The organism is Mesorhizobium sp. WSM4810 (assembly GCF_055811235.1).
Genome location: NZ_JBVVQV010000026.1, coordinates 51,755 through 66,592, shown reverse-complemented (window position 1 = coordinate 66,592; position 14,838 = coordinate 51,755). Strand labels below are relative to the sequence as shown.

The 14,838-nt window shown below is 61.8% G+C and carries 17 protein-coding genes and 1 pseudogene; 12 read left to right on the top strand and 6 right to left on the bottom strand.

Annotation, left to right across the window (positions count from 1 at the left end; translation table 11 throughout):
- Positions 1-49: 49 nt before the first annotated feature.
- Complete coding sequence (gene hfq, locus AC0L3O_RS28175) at positions 50-295, top strand: RNA chaperone Hfq (RefSeq protein WP_006202172.1); 246 nt, start codon at positions 50-52, stop codon at positions 293-295.
- On the top strand, positions 296-1,687 hold the full coding sequence (gene hflX, locus AC0L3O_RS28170) for a GTPase HflX (protein ID WP_473617271.1): 1,392 nt from the start codon (positions 296-298) through the stop codon (positions 1,685-1,687).
- Positions 1,688-1,693: 6 nt separating this feature from the next.
- On the opposite strand, the gene mazG is transcribed toward hflX, so the two are convergent.
- The 3 genes from mazG to AC0L3O_RS28155 all read right to left on the bottom strand — a co-directional run bounded on the left by mazG (position 1,694) and on the right by AC0L3O_RS28155 (position 5,121).
- Complete coding sequence (mazG, locus tag AC0L3O_RS28165; RefSeq protein ID WP_473617270.1) at positions 1,694-2,518, bottom strand: nucleoside triphosphate pyrophosphohydrolase; 825 nt, start codon at positions 2,516-2,518, stop codon at positions 1,694-1,696.
- An 84-nt stretch (positions 2,519-2,602) separates the two neighbouring features.
- Positions 2,603-3,787 (bottom strand): amino acid aminotransferase, encoded by a 1,185-nt coding sequence (locus AC0L3O_RS28160; RefSeq protein ID WP_473617269.1) that lies wholly within the window; start codon positions 3,785-3,787, stop codon positions 2,603-2,605.
- A 182-nt stretch (positions 3,788-3,969) separates the two neighbouring features.
- Positions 3,970-5,121 carry an OpgC family protein gene (locus AC0L3O_RS28155; protein ID WP_473617268.1) on the bottom strand — a complete coding sequence of 384 codons (1,152 nt, stop codon included), beginning with the start codon at positions 5,119-5,121 and terminating at the stop codon, positions 3,970-3,972.
- Between the two features lie 376 nt (positions 5,122-5,497).
- Between AC0L3O_RS28155 and AC0L3O_RS28150 the strand changes: the two genes are divergently transcribed.
- The 5 genes and pseudogenes from AC0L3O_RS28150 to AC0L3O_RS28130 all read left to right on the top strand — a co-directional run bounded on the left by AC0L3O_RS28150 (position 5,498) and on the right by AC0L3O_RS28130 (position 8,219).
- Complete coding sequence (locus tag AC0L3O_RS28150; protein WP_287230473.1) at positions 5,498-6,016, top strand: sigma-70 family RNA polymerase sigma factor; 519 nt, start codon at positions 5,498-5,500, stop codon at positions 6,014-6,016.
- 8 nt (positions 6,017-6,024) lie between these two features.
- Complete coding sequence (locus tag AC0L3O_RS28145; protein ID WP_473617279.1) at positions 6,025-6,798, top strand: anti-sigma factor family protein; 774 nt, start codon at positions 6,025-6,027, stop codon at positions 6,796-6,798.
- Between the two features lie 21 nt (positions 6,799-6,819).
- A complete protein-coding gene (locus AC0L3O_RS28140) occupies positions 6,820-7,536 on the top strand; it encodes a Bax inhibitor-1/YccA family protein (RefSeq protein ID WP_023799215.1) in 717 nt (238 codons plus the stop codon).
- A 51-nt stretch (positions 7,537-7,587) separates the two neighbouring features.
- Positions 7,588-7,959: pseudogene (locus AC0L3O_RS28135) on the top strand (DUF2076 domain-containing protein); the annotation flags it as partial.
- Between the two features lie 89 nt (positions 7,960-8,048).
- A complete protein-coding gene (locus AC0L3O_RS28130; RefSeq protein ID WP_473617277.1) occupies positions 8,049-8,219 on the top strand; it encodes a hypothetical protein in 171 nt (56 codons plus the stop codon).
- Positions 8,220-8,619: 400 nt separating this feature from the next.
- Here the strand turns inward: AC0L3O_RS28130 and AC0L3O_RS28125 are convergent, their stop codons facing one another.
- Entirely contained in the window at positions 8,620-8,793 is a 174-nt protein-coding gene (locus AC0L3O_RS28125; RefSeq protein ID WP_353682583.1) for an isochorismatase family protein, read from the bottom strand.
- Positions 8,794-9,213: 420 nt separating this feature from the next.
- On the opposite strand from AC0L3O_RS28125, the gene AC0L3O_RS28120 reads away from it, so the two are divergent.
- The 4 genes from AC0L3O_RS28120 to AC0L3O_RS28105 all read left to right on the top strand — a co-directional run bounded on the left by AC0L3O_RS28120 (position 9,214) and on the right by AC0L3O_RS28105 (position 11,810).
- Complete coding sequence (locus tag AC0L3O_RS28120; protein WP_023799212.1) at positions 9,214-9,777, top strand: TetR/AcrR family transcriptional regulator; 564 nt, start codon at positions 9,214-9,216, stop codon at positions 9,775-9,777.
- A gap of 198 nt (positions 9,778-9,975) precedes the next feature.
- A complete protein-coding gene (locus AC0L3O_RS28115) occupies positions 9,976-10,530 on the top strand; it encodes an OsmC family protein (RefSeq protein WP_128174500.1) in 555 nt (184 codons plus the stop codon).
- 190 nt (positions 10,531-10,720) lie between these two features.
- Positions 10,721-11,158: a hypothetical protein gene (locus AC0L3O_RS28110; protein ID WP_473617266.1), complete on the top strand. Its 438-nt coding sequence runs from the start codon at positions 10,721-10,723 to the stop codon at positions 11,156-11,158.
- Between the two features lie 4 nt (positions 11,159-11,162).
- Positions 11,163-11,810, top strand: a complete 648-nt coding sequence (locus tag AC0L3O_RS28105) for an aminotransferase class I/II-fold pyridoxal phosphate-dependent enzyme (protein ID WP_473617265.1) — start codon at positions 11,163-11,165, stop codon at positions 11,808-11,810.
- Between the two features lie 645 nt (positions 11,811-12,455).
- Here AC0L3O_RS28105 and AC0L3O_RS28100 read toward each other — a convergent pair.
- Positions 12,456-13,403, bottom strand: coding sequence for a homocysteine S-methyltransferase family protein (locus tag AC0L3O_RS28100; RefSeq protein WP_473617263.1), 948 nt, complete (start codon positions 13,401-13,403; stop codon positions 12,456-12,458).
- A 242-nt stretch (positions 13,404-13,645) separates the two neighbouring features.
- Between AC0L3O_RS28100 and AC0L3O_RS28095 the strand changes: the two genes are divergently transcribed.
- Positions 13,646-14,299, top strand: a complete 654-nt coding sequence (locus AC0L3O_RS28095; RefSeq protein WP_473617262.1) for a TetR/AcrR family transcriptional regulator — start codon at positions 13,646-13,648, stop codon at positions 14,297-14,299.
- A 57-nt stretch (positions 14,300-14,356) separates the two neighbouring features.
- Here AC0L3O_RS28095 and AC0L3O_RS28090 read toward each other — a convergent pair whose 3' ends face one another.
- Positions 14,357-14,827, bottom strand: a complete 471-nt coding sequence (locus AC0L3O_RS28090) for a YbaK/EbsC family protein (RefSeq protein WP_023799207.1) — start codon at positions 14,825-14,827, stop codon at positions 14,357-14,359.
- Between the last annotated feature and the right edge of the window lie 11 nt (positions 14,828-14,838).

Genomic DNA, 14,838 nt, shown 5'->3' with positions numbered 1-14,838 from the left:
TTGGCGCATTGGCCTGCAAACCGAAGGGGATCGGCGAAAGACAAGAACAATGGCGGAACGATCGCAAAATCTTCAGGACCTGTTCCTGAATTCAGTTCGCAAAAGCAAAAACCCACTCACCATCTTCCTCATCAACGGCGTGAAGCTGACCGGCGTGGTCACTTCCTTCGACAATTTCTGTGTTCTGCTGCGTCGAGACGGCCACTCCCAGCTCGTCTACAAGCACGCCATTTCCACGATCATGCCGAGCCAGCCGGTTCAGATGTTCGATGGCGAGGAAAGCCAGGGCGCCTGATTGGCACGTAAGAAAGACGCGGATCGCAGCGTTCGCGAAAAACCAGCATATCAGCCGGGGGCGGAGGCCGGAGGCCCGACCCGGGCCGTGGTCATCGTGCCGGTACTTACCCGCCAGCCGCGCGGCGACGAAGACACCAATCGCCCGCGTCTGACGCGTTCTGCCGAGGCCCGCCACGACGAGGCGGTTGGTCTTGCCCAAGCCATAAACCTCGACCCGATCCATACCGCGGTTGTGACCGTCAACGATCCCCGGCCTGCCACCTTGCTCGGCAGCGGCAAGGTCGCGGAGTTCGCCGAGATTGTCAAAGAGGGCCGTGCCGAACTGGTCATTGTCGATCATCCGCTGACGCCGGTGCAGCAGCGCAACCTGGAAAAGGAATTGAACGCCAAGGTGCTGGATCGCACCGGCCTGATCCTGGAAATTTTCGGCGAGCGCGCGCGGACCAAGGAAGGCACGCTGCAGGTCGATCTGGCGCACCTCAACTATCAGAAGGGCCGGCTGGTGCGAAGCTGGACTCACCTCGAGCGCCAACGCGGCGGTGCCGGTTTCCTCGGCGGCCCTGGCGAAACGCAGATCGAGTCGGACCGCCGTGTCCTGCAGGACAAGATCAACAAGCTCAAGCACGAGCTGGAAACAGTGCGACGCACCCGTGACCTGCACCGCGCCAAGCGCAAGAAGGTGCCGTTCCCGGTCGTGGCCATTGTCGGCTATACCAACGCCGGCAAGTCGACGCTGTTCAACAGGCTGACCGGAGCTGGGGTGCTGGCCGAGGACATGCTGTTCGCCACGCTCGACCCGACACTGCGTCGGGTGCGGCTGCCGCACGGCACGCCGGTCATCCTTTCGGACACGGTCGGTTTCATTTCGGACCTGCCGACGCATCTGATCGCGGCCTTCCGGGCAACGCTCGAAGAGGTGGTCGAGGCCGATCTCGTCATCCATTTGCGCGATATTTCGGATCCCGACACGGCCGCCCAGGCTGAGGATGTCGAGCGCATCCTCGCCGATCTCGGCGTCGATGCCGGCGACGGCAGGCGCGTCATCGAAGTGTGGAACAAGATCGATCGGCTCGATGAGGGCAACCGGGAGCGGTTGCTCGCCGACGGGATCGACGGCAGCAAGGCACCGCCGATTGCCATATCGGCCGCCACCGGCGAGGGCATCGATGTGCTGAAGGCGATCATCGAGACACGAGTTTCAGGCGAACTGGAAACGCAGACCGTCACGCTCAAGCCTGACCAGCTTGGGTTCGTCGACTGGCTCTACCGCAATGGCGACGTGGTCTCGCGCACCGACAATGAAGATGGCGGTATAACCGTGTCGCTCAAAGCGACGCGAAGCGCACACGAAGAGATAGAAGCCAGATTGCACCGTAAAAACAACGGGTAATTTCTGTTACTTCGCGCTTTTAGCTTGCTGCCAAAGCGCCTCCATCTCGTCGAGCGTCGCCTTTTCCAGGGTGTTTCCGGACCTTTCCAGCGCTTGCTCGACATAGTGGAACCGCGACCGGAATTTCTCGTTGGTGCCGCTGAGCGCCGCTTCGGAATCAACCTTGAGATGACGCCCGAGATTGACGACGGCAAACAGCATGTCGCCGAACTCGTCCTTGATCGAAGCCGTATCGCCCTTGGCAAGGGCCTGGCGCAACTCGCCGATCTCTTCCTCGATCTTGTCGAGGATCGGCGTGGCCTCGCTCCAGTCGAAGCCGACGCGGGCCGCTTTTTCCTGCAGCTTGTGCGCCCGCGTCAAAGCGGGCAGGGCGACCGGTACGCTGTCCAGAAAACCCTTGACATGATCCTCCGGATCGTGCCCGCGGGCGAGGCGGGCATTTCGCTTTTCGGCTTTTTCCTCGGCCTTGATCTTCTCCCACATGCCCTTGGCCATGCCGGCGCTGCGCGCCTCATCGTCGCCGAAGACATGCGGATGGCGGCGGATCATTTTTGTGGTGATGGCCTGGACCACGTCGCCAAAGGCGAATTCACCGGCCTCCTCGGCCATCTGCGCATGGTAGACGACCTGCAGCAGAAGGTCGCCGAGCTCGTCGCGCAGATCGTCCAGGTCGCCACGCGCGATGGCGTCCGCCACCTCGTAGGCTTCCTCGATCGTGTAGGGCGCGATGCTCGAGAAATCCTGCTCGACGTCCCACGGGCAGCCGGTTTCCGGCGCCCGCAGCGCCGCCATGATCTCGATCAGCCGAGAAATATCTTTCGAGGGTTTCATCGGTTGAATGCTAGCCTGCGTCCGACGGTGCAGCCAACGCCGTCGCAAGGCGAGGGGCGATTGTCCACAGCGCCGCTCAAAGTCTCAGTCGAGCACAGAGACGATCGCCTTGGCGAGCGCGTCCATGCCGTCCTCCGGCAGGCCGGCGACGTTGATGCGGCTGTCGCCGACCATGTAGACGCCGTGCTCGGCGCGCAGCCGCTCGACCTGCGCTTCGGACAGGCCAAGCCGGGAAAACATGCCGCGATGGCTGGCGACGAAATCGAAGCGATCGGAATTGGACTGCCGCCGCAGCGCTTCGGCGAACTGCACCCGAAGCCGCAGCATGCGCAGGCGCATCTCCTCGAGCTCCGCTTCCCAGTCGGCGCGCAGCGTGGCGTCTTCAAGCACGATGCGCACCGCGGCCGCGCCGTGGTCCGGCGGCATCGAGTACATGGCGCGCGCCGCCGACAGCATCTGGCTCATTGCGACATCCGCCTGCGCGCTGTCTTTTGCCAGGATCATCGCCGCGCCGACGCGGTCACGATACACGGCAAAGTTTTTCGAGCAGCTCGAGGCAACGACCATTTCCGGGGCTTTTGCTGCCAGCAGGCGCAAGCCGGCGGCGTCAGCGTCAAGGCCCTCGCCAAACCCCTGATAGGCAATGTCGACAAAGGGCAGCAGGCCGTGCTCGATGACGAGGTCTGCTATTTCAGCCCACTGCGCGATGTCCAGATTGGCGCCTGTCGGATTGTGGCAGCAACCATGCAGCAGCACCACGTCGCCGCTCCTGGCGGTCGCCAGCGCGCTCATCATGTCCGCGAAGCGAACAGCACCTGAGGCTGCGTCGAAATAGGGATATTCGCGTATCTGCAGGCCGGCGGCGCGCATCACCGGCATGTGGTTCGGCCAGGTCGGATCCGACAACCAGATCGTCGCGTCGGATCGCGTCCTCTTGAGCAGCTCGGCCACCAGCCGCAGCGCGCCCGAGCCGCCGGGCGCCTGAGCCGCACGGATGCGCGAAAACTCGGCCGCAGGGCCAAAAACCAGCCTCGCCATCGCCGTGTTGAAGCCGGTATCGCCGGCAAGGCCGAGATAGGTCTTGGTGTCTTGGCTCTGCAGCAATCGTTTTTCGGCTTCGCGCGCGGCGCGCATCACCGGCGTCTTGCCATCGCGATCCTTGTAGACGCCAACGCCGAGGTCGACCTTGCCGGGGCGGGGATCGGCACGATAGAGGCCGATCAAGGCGAGGATCTTGTCGGCTGGGGCAGGCTGGAGGTTTTCGAACATCGGCGCGGCTCCGTTGGCGGCGGAGTGATACGCAAATCGGCTGTGCTGCGCCAGCGGTTTTCATTTGCGCCAGGCTGAAAACCGCCAACCGGGAGACTGGACACAGGAATCCAAAGCGTGGCCTGGAGGCGAGGCTCGCACCGGGGAAAGGCCTTGAACGCACGGCGCGTCGCGCCGTTCCATCATGCCGGTTTGAGGGCAGCAGACGGCAAGGCGGCTCCAGATTGCCGCTTCTTGCCGCCCCAACCGATCCGCGGCAACCATTCGAGGTAGTAGGCGAAGCCGAACTGCAGCGCGATGCCTGTCGAGATCAGGATCGCGTCGTAGAGGAGGCCGCCCGGGCTGACGACCTTCATGACCTGCGCGATCATGGCGAGGATCGTTCCGGCGATGAAGACCGGCAGCGAATGCTTGCCGAGAACCGCGAGCGGGTGTCCGGGCCTCGTCTTCGCCAGGTTGGAAAGCGCCGGGATTGCCACGATCAGATAGGCGATCGCCAGAATGTGCATGAGGCGCGACAGCGACAGGAACGTCTTGTCGAAGCCAGTCAGCACAGTAGGCAGGCCGGAGGCCGTCTCGATGCCCCAAAGCGGCAACCGCACCCAGATCAGCGCGCCGACCAGATACAGGACTGCCGCGCTCGCCATCATCCAGTTGAAGCGGATTTCGCCGCCGCGCTTGATATGCAGCATGCCGGCGATGCCGATGACGAAGAGAAACTGCCAGGAGAGCGGGTTCAGGAACCAGAAGCCGTCGCCGGGAAAATTTGAAGGCGCGATCTGGAAAACGCCGACGATGAGCCAGAGGAGAGCGGACGCAGCGAGCATCAGGCGCAGGCTGAAAGTGCCGATCCACAGGAAAACCGGCATCATCAGAAGTACGACGGCATACATGGAAAGAATGTTGTTATAGCCGATCTGATGCCCGAGCGCCGCGATGCCGAGCAGCGCTTCCGGCGTGTCCTCAATGATCATCTGGATGTTGATCAGCTTCAAAAGATCGGGCCGCGAGAAATGCAATGCAGCCGCCGAGAAGATCGCCAGCGTCGCGACAGTGGTCATGACGTGGGTGACATAGAGGACACCGGCACGCCGCCAGGCCTTCAGGGTGATGAGCAACCGATTCCCCGGCTGGAACTTCAGTCCGTAGGCGAGTCCAACGGCAATCCCCGAAATCAGCACGAATGCTTCGGCCGAATCGGAAAAGCCGAAATTCTTGTGCGTGACATACTCGAAGATCGTCCCCGGCACGTGGTTGACGAAGATCGTCAGCAGCGCTAGCGCGCGGAAGACATCGATGCGGGTATCCCGCTGGGCTGGCACATTGCCTGTCATGTCGGGGCTTGTCATGTCGGGTCGATAATTCGTTGAACAAAAGCGGGCCCAAAGGGCCGTCGGCGAAGGGAAGATTCGACGGTGAATGTTTCCTGCCTATAACTCGCAAGTGCCCCGAAAAAGATGACACTTTCGCGATTTTTCGCGTCACAAATTAATTCAGGGATAAACATCGAAATCCCCGGTGGCGCTAAAACCGCGCGGCGAATTGAGGCGGCTGCGGGGAGGGCCGCTCGTTCCCGGACAAGGAAGCCGTACGCGCACTGGTGGCGTTGTACCGGCTGTGCCTGACATCCCGGATCGCAAAAAACTCAAAAAACTCAAAGAGCGGGATTAAAAGCCTGCCATGCTCCGTAAACAGGACGTGAGAGGGTCGATGCCACGCTTCGATATCGTAGGACAGCTTGGTTCTTTGCGACGCTACGCGCGTTCTCTGACGCGCGACAGCGCGGAAGCAGAGGATCTTGTGCATGACGCGCTGGTGCGTGCCTATGAGCGGCGCGGCACCTTTCGATCCGGCGGAAACCTGCGCGCATGGCTGCTGTCGATCGTCCACAACGCTTTCATTGACGGCTTGCGGTCCCGCAAATCCGAAGCGGCGCGGGTCGAGCAGGCCGGATATCTTGCCGACGCCAGCATGCAGGCACCCCAGGAGCATTCCGTCCGCCTGGCACAGGTACGCGAAGCTTTTTTCAATTTGCCGGATGAGCAGCGTTCGGCGCTGCATCTCGTCGCCATCGAGGGACTTACCTACAGCCAGGCGGCCGAGGCCAGCGGCGTGCCGCTGGGAACGCTGATGTCGCGCATCGGCAGGGCGCGCGCAGCGCTTCGCGAGATGGAGGACAAATTGCCGGCACATGCGAAAAGCCACCTCAAGATCGTGGGAGGCCCGTGATGTCCATGATGAGCGAACTGCGCGACCCGGTGACCGATGCCGACCTCGACGCCTATGTCGACGACCAGCTGGACGTTGCCCGCCGCATTGGGGTCGAGGCGTTCCTTTCCGCCCGTCCGGAGGCTGCCGCCCGCGTCATGTCCGACCTCAGGACGCGCGACGAACTGCGCGTGGCGCTTGCCGGATGCAAGGGCATGGCGCGGCCGGCGACGGCTGATGCGGCACGGCGGCTGGAACGGGGACTGGCTCGAGGGCGCGCCTTGCGCACGTTGCAGCGGGCTGCGGCGGTCGCAGTCCTGCTGGCTGCGGGCTGGTTGGCCAACGGGATCGTCGGGCCGATATCGGTGACGAAAGTCGTCGCCTCGACCCAGCCGCCCGTCTATCTGGAAGAGGCGATCCGGGCACACAGGACGACGATCATACGCGAGGCGATGTCATCCCAGCCCGAAGCGCCGGATTACGATGCGGACGAAATCCGCGCCGCCACGGCGATCGTCATGCCGTCGCTGCCGAAGGACTGGAAAGTCCGTGACGTCCAGATCTATCCATCGCAGTTCGGCCCGAGCGTCGAGATGGCTGTCGAAACAACAGACCTGGGACTGGTCTCGCTGTTCGCGATCAGGCCCGGCACGTTCGACGTCGTCCAGCCGACCGTCGCCCCGTCGGGCGAAATTTCCTCGGCCTATTTCCAGATCGGCGAAGTTGCTTACGCAGTCGTCGCCCGAAGCGGTGTCCGCGATCTCGATCGCACCGCAGAAACGCTCGCCAACACGCTTTACTGACCTTCACAAAGGAGAAGCCGCATGAACACCCCCAATCTAGGTTACCGCACCGGCGTCGGAGCCCAAACCGGCGCCGTCTATGACGAGGGCCTGCGCCAGCACATGCTGCGCGTCTACAACTACATGGGAATTGGCCTCGTCGTTACCGGCGTGATCGCCTTCGTCGTGGCTTCGACGCCAGCCCTCTACGTGCCGATCTTTTCCACTCCGTTGAAGTGGGTGGTGATGCTGGCGCCGCTCGCCTTCGTGCTGTTGTTCTCGTTCCGGATACAGACGATGTCCGCAGCCGGCGCTCAGGCGATGTTCTGGGCATTCTGTGCGGTCATGGGCCTGTCGCTGGCCTCCGTGTTCCTGGTGTTCACCGGGACCAGCATCGCGCGCACCTTCTTCATCGCCGCCACCATGTTCGGCGCGACCAGCCTTTACGGCTATACGACCAAACGCGACCTGACCCAGTTCTCGTCCTTCCTGATCATGGGTCTGATCGGCGTGGTGATCGCCAGCATCGTCAACATCTTCCTCGGCTCGACCGCGCTTCAGTTCGCCATCTCGGTGATCGGCATCGCCGTGTTCATCGGCCTCACCGCCTGGGATACCCAGACGATCAAGGAGCAATTTGCTGAAAACTTCGGTGCGGAATCGCAGCAGAAGCTCGCCGTCTTCGGTGCATTCTCGCTCTATCTGAATTTTATCAACATCTTCCAGCTGCTGTTGAACTTCACCGGCGAGCGCGAATAGCCGCGTCAAATCCATGCATGTCGCGGCAGCATTTTTGCAGCAGCGACATGCATGAACAGAGACTTGGAAAACGCGCCGCGAAAATCTCTCGGGACGCGGCGCGACTGGATATCGGAGTTGCTTCCCATGGACAGGAACGACCAGCAGGCGATCGCCACTCTTTTCGAGAAACTTGGCAACGTCGAGCGGCAGACGCCGCCACGCGACGCCGAAGCGGAACGCTTTATCAACGATCAGATTGCCCGGCAGCCCGGCGCGCCATACTACATGGCGCAGACGATCATTGTTCAGGAACAGGTGCTGAACGCGGCGCAGTCCCGCATCGAAGACCTGGAGCAACAGGCACAGCAGTCTGCCGGCGGCGGATTGCTTGGCGGGCTCTTCGGCGGCGGCGCTCGGGTTCGGTCCCGCGGGTCGGGCGCACCGCTGCCGCTGCGCCGCAGGAGCCGCTTTCTGGCAATGATCAACAAAGGGCAGGCGGCGGTTTCCTCGCCGGAGCCGCGCAGACTGCAATGGGCGTGGCCGGCGGCGTGCTTCTCGGCAACGCCATCACCGGCATGTTTGGCGGAAGCCAAGCGCAGGCAACCGAGCCGGCGGCGTCACAGGCAGAGGAGGGCGGTTCCGACCAGGCAGACGATGCCGGCTCCGATGGCGGTGGCGATTTCGGCGATATTGACTTCTGACAAGGAGCGGCAAGCGCGCAGGGCGGTCTGAGCAGGAATTCCCGGCGTTGGTTTTGAGTGTCTGGCAAGGACAACGCGAAGGGCAGGGTGCGGCCCTAAGCCGCCATGTCATCAACCTAAAAAGTAAATGATGTAGTGCATTCACAGCGGCAGGGCGATGACGACTTGGGATATACGATGGGTGATTTGCTCCAATTTCTCGGTGACATGCTGGGTAACTTGATATCGGGTAATCGTTCGAAGTCGAAATTTATGCGATGGTTGGAACGCGCCGTCATTGCAATTGTAGTGGGCCTGATCCCGCTTGTGCTTTATCGGATGTACTCGTGATGATGACCGCAGTCGGTGCCTTTCAGACGTTCATTAGATTGCGCGAGATTGCGCGAGAGGTTTAAGGATCTCAGAAGCAGTCGCTATTTTGGCTATCTAGCCGTTCATGTAATGCAGGGAGGCGCGCGTGCTCTGCGTCGTAAGAGCCGACGCATTCTTCGGCCAGGACCACCCGGAAATCCCGTTGATAGGCGTCCACCGCAGCCATGCGGATGCAGGCGTGCGTATTGACGCCGCATAACACCAATTCACCGACGCCCAATTCCGCCAGTAGCTCGTCAAGCCCGGCAAACGCATTACCTCAGGGGGCGTCGCTTTCGTGGCAACAATTTCATTTAGGCTTGACAGAGGGCGATCGCTCTTCTATCAACCGACTAGTAGGTAGGTTAGAGAGTCAAAGTTCATGCTGGCGGGACAATCCGATTGAACACCTGGAACGAAAGACTGGGCGCGCTGGTCAAGCGGGTCGGCGGATTGGCAAAAGCGACCCCGCCGGTTACGAGCGCCTTCCATAAGGTGGAGGCCGCCACGCGAGAGAGGGGCCTATGTCTATTCCTCCCGCGCGCTCGAAGCCTATGAGCAGCTTTGATCGAGCGATCGGCTGGCTGCGCGCCGACCGGTAAGGTGAAGCAATTGGAACGGCGGGCGCCCGGATGGAAAGACCATGGCAATCGGAACACGTGATGCACTGATAAAGACCGCGGAGGGTCTGATACGGACCAAAGGGTATGCGGCCTTCAGTTATGCGGATCTGGCCAAAACGGTGGGCATCAGCAAGCCGACCATCCACCATCATTTCCCCGCCAAGGAGGATCTCGGGACCGCCATCGTCGAAGCCTATATTGATCGGGTCCGGCGTGACTTCGATCGGATCGAGGCCGAGAACGGTGGCGTCATCGCACGTCTCGAAGCCTTCTTTACAATGTTCCGGAAGAGCACCGAGAGCGGGTTTTTGCCCTTGTGTGGTGCGCTGGCCGCGGAAATGTCGGCGCTCCCGGCTGGGCTGCAAAAGATGACCAAACGCTTCTTCGATATTCAGCTCAAGTGGCTGAGCGGGATCATCGAGCAGGGAATAGGCCGCGGCGAAATTCCGCTCGGGTGCGGCGCCAGGCAGAAGGCCTTCATGCTGTTAAGTTTGCTGGAGGGTTCCAGCTTCATCGACTGGGCAACCAAAGACGGCGATGTCATCGACGACGGCATCATCCGCCTCATCATCGAAGGCACCTGAGAACGGGCAGGCGCTCGGGCCCCGGGATCGGTGAACTGCGGCATTCATTTCCCCATGGAAGCCAACCAACTAGTCGGGTTGGAGCGGCAACGACAAAGTCTGTGGTGACCATAACGGCTTAACAAGGCGGCTACCCGCCGCCTGGGAAAACGATCCTCTTCCACCATCACTCCACATCCAGAAACAAGGACATCTCACATGACTGACAATCCCAATGGCATCGACGTTACCGCCCTGCAGCAGTTCGCAATGGGGGTTGCCGAAGACCCGTCGAAGCGCAGCGCGCGGTTCAACGTCAAGACGAAGTGGGCCGGCCAGACCCGCTCCGTCGCGACCGTCAGCCACTATTCGCTGGGCGGTTTGGAGCATCAGCGCAACTTCGAGATCGCCGCGGACGAGCCGACCGAACTGCTCGGCCAGAATTCGGCGCCCAATCCCCAGGAGCTGCTGATGGCGGCGCTTAATGCCTGCCTGACCGTCGGTTACGTCGTCAATGCCGCGGCGATGGGCATCACCGTACACAGCCTCGAGATCGAGACCGATGGCGAACTCGACCTTCGCGGTTTCCTCGGGCTCGATGAGAGCGTCAATCCCGGCTACGACGAGGTCAGCTACGTCGTTCGCCTGACGACCGACGCCCCGCGCGACCGGCTGGAAGAACTTCACGCCGTCGTCACCAGGACATCGGTCAACCTGGCGAACTTCTCAAAGGCGATCCGGATGGTCTCGAAGCTGGAGATCGTCGAGGCCTAGGTCCCTCCAACCCAACCTTCCTGTCGACACCGGGCGCCCGCAACTACCATGAGCAGCTATTCACCTCCTGCGGCCTGTCGGGCGCCACCCTTGCCAATCGCGTCGTCATTGGCCGTCCAATGTCGGCCGGCCCTCCGAACATGATGGCGGCAATGCCGTCGCTCGCAGTCCTGTTGATACTGGCGCACCCATGACCTTCGACTTCGACCGCATCATTCCACGCACCGCGACCAACGCCGTGGCCGAGGACGGTTTCGAGAACTATCTGTTCGGCGGCGACGCCGATTTGAAGTTGCCAGTCCCTCGATCTGAATTGATCTCGATGTGGGTCGCGGACATGCAGTTCGCCGCGCCGCAAGCTGCCCTCGATGCAATGACGGAACGGCTGGCGCACCCGATCTTCGGGTACACGATGAACATGGGCGACGAACTCTACGACGCGTTCCATCCCTGGTGCGTCGAGCGATACGACTGGCGCTTCGAACGCGAGGCCTTGCAGGTGTCGCTGGGCGTTATCCCGGCGCTCTATGCGCTTGCGGAGTATCTTTGCGCGCCAGGGGACAAAATTCTGACCCCTGACGCCCGCCTATGGCTATTTCCAGCGCGCAGCCGTTCAGACCGGCCATGAACTGGTGTCATCCGCGCTCGTCTTGAAGGATGGGCTTTATGAAATCGACTTCGTCGATTTCGAGGCGAAGGTGAAGGACCCGTCTGTCACGCTGTTCTTCCTGTGCCACCCACACAATCCAACCGGCCGCGCCTGGACGGAGCACGAACTGCGCCGTGTGGGCGAATTCTGCTTCGCCAATGGCGTTCGTGTGGTGTCGGACGAAATTCACGCCGATTTGTTGCGTCGGGGCAAACGGCACCTCCCGCTGGCGAAGCTGTTTCCGGACAGCAAGGACATCGTCACCTGTATGGCGGTCAGCAAGACGTTCAACCTCGCTGGACTGATGCTCGCGACCGTCATCATCCCGGATCCGTCGCTTCGCGCGCAGTGGCGCGAGCGGCACTATCCGTTCGTCAATCCGATCAGCCTTTGCCGCGGCGGTCGCGGTTTACACCGATGGAGGTGCGTGGCTGGACGCGCTACGCACCTATCTCGACGAAAACTTTCGGATGGTTGCGGCCTTCCTTGGCCAACATCTGCAACAAGCCCGATTCAAGATCCCCGATGCGACCTATTTCGCCTGGGTCGACTTGTCGGCCTATTTCCCACGGCCGATCAACCTGACGCGCTTCTTCCTGGAAAAAGCAGGCGTCGTACTGGAAGGCGGTGAGATGTTCGTGTCGAACGGTGGCTGCCATGTTCGCCTCAACATCGCATGCCCACGGCCAGTGCTGTCGAGCGCCCTCATGCATATACATCAGGCGCTTGCGGGGCGAGGGACCCAACCAATCAACGCGGATGCAAGGCCGCTGCGGTAATCCCGAAGATCGCTTCGGCGGAAGTTTCGGGTTTTGCCGACAGAGCGGAAGGCACCGGCCTGTTCGGCTGGGGGCCTTGTGCTCGGCCTCAGTCGCCGCATGCATGGTGGTCGGGATGTCGCCGGCGTCGATGCAGCAGACCGGCTTGCCGTTGCCGGGATAGGTGCTGCCGTGACCGGCTCCGAAGATCACCGCACGGGCGTGTGGCCATTGGCGAGACGATCGGGGAAGCCGAGAAAGGGAGGCGGTCATTTTGATGGTCTTGAGGATTTCGGTGCTGTAGGGGACGAAATAAGCCGATCGACGCAAAAATCAGAGAGGCTTTCCGTCGGTTCACGCTGAGAATTCCACCCATCAGAAAGTCGCATAACATAGATTATGGAACTGATGTGCGTTGTGATTGCGTTGCTTTTCGGCCCAACCGCAGTTCCTTGTTTCCTTTGGAACCAGCGGAACTGCGGTTGGTAGCGTTGCGTCTCCCTGGACGCACATAGTTCCTACGCCGCCTGCGGCACGCAGGCCTCGCAGATCGCCGCAATGTGCCGGTGGTCGGTGCCGCAGCAGCCGCCGAGGATGCGCATCGTCGGAAACGAAGCTGTCAGCCTGCTGTAGCGCCGCCCGAGATCGTCCGGGTCGCCTGCGTCGAGCGTTGCGGATTCGTCCAGTTCGGCATGGCTTTTGGCCGAAGCATTCGCCTTCACGCCATAGACGCGATCGAGCCAGCGCTCGCCCTTGTTCAGCGCCTGCATGAAATGCGTCGGATGGGCGCAGTTGATCATATAGTAGGCCGGCGCACCGTCTGTCGCCTCGTCGACCCTGTCGATTGCCTCGCCGAGCGCCATGCCGGTGACCAGCTTCCCGTCCGTCTCCACGGTGAACGAGATCATGCACGGCATGGCATGCGCCTTGGCAGCCCGCGCCACGCCGATTGCCTCGTGGAAATTGGTGAGCGTATAGGCCGCAACCATGTCGGCCTCGGTCCGCGCAAAGCTCTCGATCTGCGCCGCGTGATAGGCTTCCGCCTCGTTGGCGTCCATCTTGCCGGCTTTGTAGCCGTCGCCGCGCGGCCCGATTGCGCCGCTGATGACGCAAGGCGTCTCGGCGGTTTCGAACTCGTTGCGCAGGTCGAGAAGAAGCTCTATCGAGCTCTCGTTGACGGCCCGCAATGCTTCCGGCCCGTAGCCGAGCAAGCTTCCCCAATCCGGGTTGGCCCGCCACGTCGGCGTGTCGAGGATGAAGCCGGTCCCATTTCTGCGCGCAATGGTCAGATAACGGACGTAATATTCCCGCAGCTTCTGCCGGCCCTCAGGCGTTGCCATCAGCGTGAATGAAGCGAAGTGCGGAAGATCGAGGCCATCGTGAAAGATGAACGTCGTTTCCATGCCGCCATCGCTCAGGAATGTTCGGTTGGCGAGTTGCGGCAGATTCTGGCGGTACTTGGCCATGTTTGTCTCCAGTGGTAAGGTGACGCCGTGCCGCCCTGATGGCGGCCGGCTCGCAATAGCCAGGTTTTAGCAGCACGTGCCGCCGGTGCGGTAGAAGGCTTGTGGTCCGGTACTCCACCGAAGTGGAAACCGCAGCAATTACAGTGGATAGCCGCGCTGGGCCGGTCATATTGCTATCGGTGCCGATGGTGGCGGGTGTGAAAACCATACCGCCGGTACAGTAGATTTGAGGGCATTCGGTCATGCGCAAAGGTGCGGAAACGCGCGAACGCATTCTGGAGATCGCCGAGGCCTCGGTGCTCGCCAAGGGGTTCGGCGCGACGTCCATCGAGGAGGTGATCGCCGAAGCCGGCATCACCAAGAGCGGCTTCTTCTATCATTTCAAGGACAAGAACGAACTCGCCCGCGCCTTGATGCTGCGCTACGTCGAGGAGAACGACCGCATCTTCGACGATGTGTTTCACCGCGGCCGGCAATTGTCCGATGATCTGTTGCAGTCGTTCCTGATCACGCTCAAGCTGCTTGCCGAGCTGATGGGTGACTTGCCGAACGGCCACCCCGGCTGCCTGATCGCGACGTTCACCTATCAGGAGCGCCTCTTTGACCGCACCGTTCGCGACATCGCCGCCGCCGCCGTCCGCTCCTGGAACGGGCGGTTTCGCGATGCGCTGAACGAGATCGCGGCCGTCTATCCTGCCCGCAAGGGCATGGACCTCGACGACGTCGCCATCATGTTCTCCTGTGTGATCGATGGCGGCATCATCATGTCGCGCGGGCTCGGCGACCCGCGTGTCCTCGAACGCCAGATCCTCGCCTTCCGCAACGTCGTAAAGATGTTGTTCGCGCCGGCGGCGCCCGAAATCATGCAGCCGCCCACCGCCATCGCCGCCGAATAGAGTGCGCCGGGCGGCGCTCGCTTCAGCCCCCGAGGCTGCGTATCAGGCGCGTCCGATTCAGACTGCCAGCTTCGCCACGACAGCCTGCGCTGCCCTGATCATTGCCTGTGGCTCGGCGGCGAACACCGCATCGTGCGCGCCGGCCGCTGCCCAAACACGATCGAAACCGAGCAGCGTTTCGTCGGCGAACGCCGGGATTGCAATCAGATGGCCGATCGGCGCCACGCCGCCGATGGCAAATCCAGTCTCGTCGCGGATCTGCCGCGGGTCGGCGCGCTTCAGCAGCTCGCCGGCCAGTGCTGCAGCCTTGGCTAGATCGAGCTGGTTGGAGCCGGAAACCAGGAAGAGAAACAGCTTTCCGCTGGTTTCTCCCTGGAACACCAGGGATTTGACGATCTGGGCGACTGTGCAGCCGCATTGCGCGGCGGCTTCCTCGGCGGTGCGTGTCGAGGCGCCCATGCGCCTGATTTCGATGTCGAGGCCGGCATCGGCCGCTGCCCTGGTCACACGATCAATGCTTCCAGCCATGAAGAACCGAA

What these genes read in the sequence shown, in the direction of transcription:
- hfq (WP_006202172.1), top strand. Translation starts at nt 50, where the DNA reads ATGGCGGAACGATCGCAAAATCTTCAGGACCTGTTCCTGAATTCAGTT.
- mazG (WP_473617270.1), bottom strand. Translation starts at nt 2,518, where the DNA reads ATGAAACCCTCGAAAGATATTTCTCGGCTGATCGAGATCATGGCGGCG.
- AC0L3O_RS28160 (WP_473617269.1), bottom strand. Translation starts at nt 3,787, where the DNA reads ATGTTCGAAAACCTCCAGCCTGCCCCAGCCGACAAGATCCTCGCCTTG.
- AC0L3O_RS28155 (WP_473617268.1), bottom strand. Translation starts at nt 5,121, where the DNA reads ATGACAGGCAATGTGCCAGCCCAGCGGGATACCCGCATCGATGTCTTC.
- AC0L3O_RS28150 (WP_287230473.1), top strand. Translation starts at nt 5,498, where the DNA reads ATGCCACGCTTCGATATCGTAGGACAGCTTGGTTCTTTGCGACGCTAC.
- AC0L3O_RS28145 (WP_473617279.1), top strand. Translation starts at nt 6,025, where the DNA reads ATGAGCGAACTGCGCGACCCGGTGACCGATGCCGACCTCGACGCCTAT.
- AC0L3O_RS28140 (WP_023799215.1), top strand. Translation starts at nt 6,820, where the DNA reads ATGAACACCCCCAATCTAGGTTACCGCACCGGCGTCGGAGCCCAAACC.
- AC0L3O_RS28130 (WP_473617277.1), top strand. Translation starts at nt 8,049, where the DNA reads ATGGGCGTGGCCGGCGGCGTGCTTCTCGGCAACGCCATCACCGGCATG.
- AC0L3O_RS28120 (WP_023799212.1), top strand. Translation starts at nt 9,214, where the DNA reads ATGGCAATCGGAACACGTGATGCACTGATAAAGACCGCGGAGGGTCTG.
- AC0L3O_RS28115 (WP_128174500.1), top strand. Translation starts at nt 9,976, where the DNA reads ATGACTGACAATCCCAATGGCATCGACGTTACCGCCCTGCAGCAGTTC.
- AC0L3O_RS28110 (WP_473617266.1), top strand. Translation starts at nt 10,721, where the DNA reads ATGACCTTCGACTTCGACCGCATCATTCCACGCACCGCGACCAACGCC.
- AC0L3O_RS28100 (WP_473617263.1), bottom strand. Translation starts at nt 13,403, where the DNA reads ATGGCCAAGTACCGCCAGAATCTGCCGCAACTCGCCAACCGAACATTC.
- AC0L3O_RS28095 (WP_473617262.1), top strand. Translation starts at nt 13,646, where the DNA reads ATGCGCAAAGGTGCGGAAACGCGCGAACGCATTCTGGAGATCGCCGAG.
- AC0L3O_RS28090 (WP_023799207.1), bottom strand. Translation starts at nt 14,827, where the DNA reads ATGGCTGGAAGCATTGATCGTGTGACCAGGGCAGCGGCCGATGCCGGC.